Here is a 4,177-nt window from a genome sequence, read left to right on the forward strand (position 1 = left end):
GCCTACGCGCATTACATCAAGGCGCGCTTCGGCGAGCGCTATGAGCGCATTTTTGGGCCGCTGCCCGATTTTTCCGGCATGCCGTTGAATGCCAGCCCACTTGGAAACGATGCCGAGAAAGCAGCCTGGAATGCCATGAGCAGCGCGCAGCGCGACGCCATCAACGGTGTCTTCGTCAATATCGGCAAGGCGATTGCCGCCTTCGAACGCTCGATCGCGCCCACGCCAGCGCGCTTCGACCGCTTTGCGCTGGACCTCGCCACCGGTGCCGAGCCGAAGGGCGATGCTGTCTTTTCCAAACAAGAAATCCTTGGGCTTAAACTGTTCATCGGCAAGGCCAATTGCGTGACCTGTCACAACGGCCCGCGCTTCACCGACAACAGCTTTCACAACACCGGCGTGCCGCCTGTTGCGGGCCTGCCGCCGGATCGCGGCCGCATCGATGCCGTGCACCAAGTCGAGGCCGACCCGTTCAACTGCCTTGGCGCCTATCGGGACGGCGAGGTTGCCGCCTGCGGCGAACTGCGCTTCATGGTCAAGAATGCGCCACAACTCATCCGCGCCTACAAGACGCCGTCTCTGCGCGGTGCGGCAACGCGACCGCCCTATATGCATGCCGGGCAGTTTTCGTCGCTCGACGAGGTCGTGGCGCACTATGCGAAGGCCGCGCCCAGCGTCGAAGGGGTATCAGAGGTTCACCCGTTGGAGCTTTCAGACCGAGAACGCGCTGCTCTGGTGGCGTTCTTGAAGACGCTTTCGGAGTGATCTACCGATCCTTCACGGTCTCCATCGCCACAAAGGTCGAGGTCTGGGCGACATGGGGCAGGGCCGAGATGCGCTCGCCGAGGACGCGGCGGTAGGCGGCGATGTCCCTGGTGCGGACTTTCAGCAGATAATCGAAGCTCGATGCCATCATGTGGCACTGTTCGATCTCCGGCACAGCCTGTACGGACCGGTTGAAGGCGTCGAGCGCGGCGGATCTGGTGTCGGACAATTTCACCTGGACGAATGCGACATGGCCTTCGCCCATGCGCTCGCGGTCGACGATCGCCTGGTAGCCTCTGATATAGCCGTCCTTCTCAAGCCGCTTCACCCGCGCCTGCACCGGCGTCTTCGACAGGCCGACCTTTGCGGCTAGTTCTGACATGGAAAGCCGGCCATCGCTTGCAAGTGCGGCCAGGATATTCCGATCTATGCGGTCCAATTGGTCTTCTGTCATCGAAATCGCAGTCCAAATGTCAATTATATGCCGCTAGGATAGATCGAATGACCTGCAATGTCGATTTCTTTGGACCGGCCGAAATTTTGCACTTGTGCTAGCTTGCGCCATTCGGTCCGGTGACCGCCGGCCCGATCCCCTTTGCTCGATCCACGGGACCGCCATGCCAGCGCTCGATGCCATCCGCCAGCAGATCCGCGCCAACTACCTGCCCGACGAAGACGAGGCCGTGAAGCGGCTTGCCGAGGCGACGGGGCTCTCCGGGAAAGACCGCAAGGCGATCTCGGCTCGCGCCGCCGATCTGGTGCGCGCGGTGCGCGGCTCGTCGGATCCAAGGCTGATGGAAGTCTTCCTCTCCGCGTACGGTCTCTCCACCAAGGAAGGCGTGGCGCTGATGTGCCTGGCCGAGGCACTGCTGCGCGTGCCCGATACCGAGACGATGGACGACCTCATCGCCGACAAGATCGCGCCGCACGACTGGTCGGCGCATTCGGGCGGTTCGAGCTCCATCTTCGTCAACGCCTCGACCTGGGCGCTGATGCTGACCGGCCGCGTCCTCGACGAAGGCGAGGGCGGCATCGAGGGCACGCTGCGTTCTATGGTGCGGCGGCTGGGCGAGCCGGTCATCCGCAAGGCGGTGGCCGCCGCCATGCGCGAGATGGGCGAGCAGTTCGTGCTCGGCCGCACCATCACTGAAGCCGTCAAGCGCGGCCGGCCGATGACCCAGAAGGGTTATCTCTATTCTTTCGACATGCTGGGCGAGGCGGCCCGCACCGAGGCCGACGCCTTGCGCTATCACAAGGCCTATGCTGACGCGATTTCGTCGCTCGATTCCGGCTCCAACGGTCCTGACATCAGGCAGAACCACGGCATCTCGGTCAAGCTTTCGGCGCTGCATCCGCGTTACGAGGTGGCGCAGAAGGACGAGATGCTGCCTGTGATGGCCGAGCGGCTTTTGTCGCTGGCGCTGGCCGCGCGCCATTCGCGCATGGGTCTCAACATCGATGCCGAGGAGGCCGACCGCCTCGATCTATCGCTCGACGTCATCGAGCGGGTGCTGGCCGAGCCGGAACTTGCCGGCTGGAACGGGTTTGGCGTGGTGGTGCAGGCGTATGGGCCACGCGCGGCCTTCGCCATCGACTGGCTCTATGCGCTGGCCAAGAAATACGACCGCAACATCATGGTTCGGCTGGTCAAGGGCGCCTATTGGGACACCGAGATCAAGCGGGGGCAGACGTTGGGACTCACCGGCTATCCCGTCTTCACCCGCAAGGCCAACACCGACGTCTCCTACATGGCTTGCGCCAAGAAGCTGCTTGGCATGACCGACCGCATCTACCCGCAGTACGCCACCCACAATGCCCACACCGTCGCCGCCATCCTGTCGATGGCTGATAATAACCGCGATTCCTTCGAGTTCCAGCGCCTGCACGGCATGGGCGAGGCGCTGCACGAGACGGTGCGACGGTCCGAAGGCACGCGCTGCCGTATCTATGCACCGGTCGGAGCGCATTCCGATCTGCTGGCCTATCTGGTGCGCCGGCTGCTGGAGAACGGCGCCAACTCCTCCTTCGTGCACCAGCTGACCGATGAGGATGTCGAGCCGGAGGACATTGCGCGCGATCCGCTCGAGACGGTCGAAAGCCAGGGTCCGGCAGCCAATCCGGCGATTGCCCGGCCTTCCCAGATTTTTGGAGCCGGGCGTCGCAATTCGAAAGGATTCGACATCACCGACACGGTGACGCTGGCGGCGATCGACAAGGCCAGGGCGGCCTTCGCCGGGCCGGATCGCTGGCATGCCAAGCCGATTACGCGGGCCGCCGGCTATGGCAAGCAGCGTCCGATCGTCAACCCGGCAAAGCCTTCCGAAGTGGTCGGCACGGTCAGCGAAGCAGCTGCCAAGCAAGTCGCGACCGCCGTGCGCTTCGCGGTGGAAGCGCAACCGGCCTGGGCGAAGCGTCCCGTCGCCGAGCGCGCCGCCATCCTCAACCGGGCCGCCGATCTCTATGAGGCCAATGCCGTCGAGTTCTTTGCACTCGCCACCCGCGAGGCCGGCAAATCGCTGGCCGACGGCGTCGCCGAGGTGCGCGAAGCGGTCGACTTCCTGCGCTACTACGCCACCGAGGCGGCCAATGCCGAGGTGGGCACGCAAGCGCGCGGCGCCATCGTCTGCATTTCGCCGTGGAATTTCCCGCTCGCCATCTTCACCGGCCAGATCGCGGCAGCGCTCGTTACCGGCAATTCGGTGATCGCCAAGCCGGCCGAGCAGACGCCGCTGATCGCCTTCCGCGCCGTCGAACTGCTGCGCGAGGCCGGCGTGCCGGAAGACGTCATCCAGTTGCTCCCTGGCGACGGCCCATCGGTCGGCGGGCCGCTCACCGCCGATCCGCGCATCGCTGGCGTCTGCTTCACAGGTTCGACCGAGGTTGCCAAGCTGATCGAGAAGCAGCTGGCCGGGACGGCCGCGCCCGACGCCATGCTGATCGCCGAGACCGGCGGCCTCAACGCCATGATCGTCGATTCCACCGCGCTGCCCGAACAGGCGGTGCGCGATATCCTCGCCTCCGCCTTCCAGAGTGCCGGCCAGCGCTGCTCGGCGCTGCGCGTACTCTACGTGCAGAAGGACGTCGAGAAGAAGATGCTGGAGATGCTGAAGGGCGCCATGGAGGCGCTCAACGTCGGCGATCCCTGGCGGATTTCGACCGATGTCGGCCCGGTTATCGACGACGAGGCGCAAAGCTCGATCCGCGAGTATTGCACGAAGATGGGCCTGCAGGGCAGGCTGATCGCCAAGCTCGAGGCGCCCAGGGAAGGTCGCTTCGTCGCGCCGCATGTCTTCCGGGTCAAGGGTATCGAGGACATGGAGCGCGAGGTGTTCGGGCCGGTGCTGCATGTCGCCAGTTTCGACGCCGACCAGATCGACGCCGTCATCGCCGCCATCAACCGCAAGGGTTATGG

2 protein-coding genes and 1 pseudogene are annotated in these 4,177 nt (G+C 64.6%); 2 read left to right on the top strand and 1 reads right to left on the bottom strand.

Annotated features, from left to right (window positions below; genetic code table 11):
- Nucleotides 1-765, top strand: a pseudogene (locus EN884_RS27915) (c-type cytochrome); the annotation flags it as partial.
- Nucleotide 766: 1 nt separating this feature from the next.
- On the opposite strand, the gene EN884_RS27920 reads toward EN884_RS27915, so the two are convergent.
- The gene (locus EN884_RS27920) at nt 767-1,219 is read right to left on the bottom strand and encodes an Lrp/AsnC ligand binding domain-containing protein (RefSeq protein WP_013531233.1); all 453 of its coding nucleotides are present in this window, start codon (nt 1,217-1,219) and stop codon (nt 767-769) included.
- Between the two features lie 163 nt (nt 1,220-1,382).
- Here EN884_RS27920 and putA point away from each other — a divergent pair.
- Nucleotides 1,383-4,177 (top strand): bifunctional proline dehydrogenase/L-glutamate gamma-semialdehyde dehydrogenase PutA (gene putA, locus EN884_RS27925; protein ID WP_128360852.1); only part of this gene is annotated, 2,795 nt, incomplete at its 3' end.

This window comes from Mesorhizobium sp. M7A.F.Ca.AU.001.01.1.1 (genome assembly GCF_004022735.1).
GTDB lineage: Bacteria > Pseudomonadota > Alphaproteobacteria > Rhizobiales > Rhizobiaceae > Mesorhizobium > Mesorhizobium ciceri.

Excerpts from the sequence above, each read along its gene's own strand:
- EN884_RS27920 (WP_013531233.1), bottom strand. The coding sequence starts at position 1,219 with ATGACAGAAGACCAATTGGACCGCATAGATCGGAATATCCTGGCCGCA.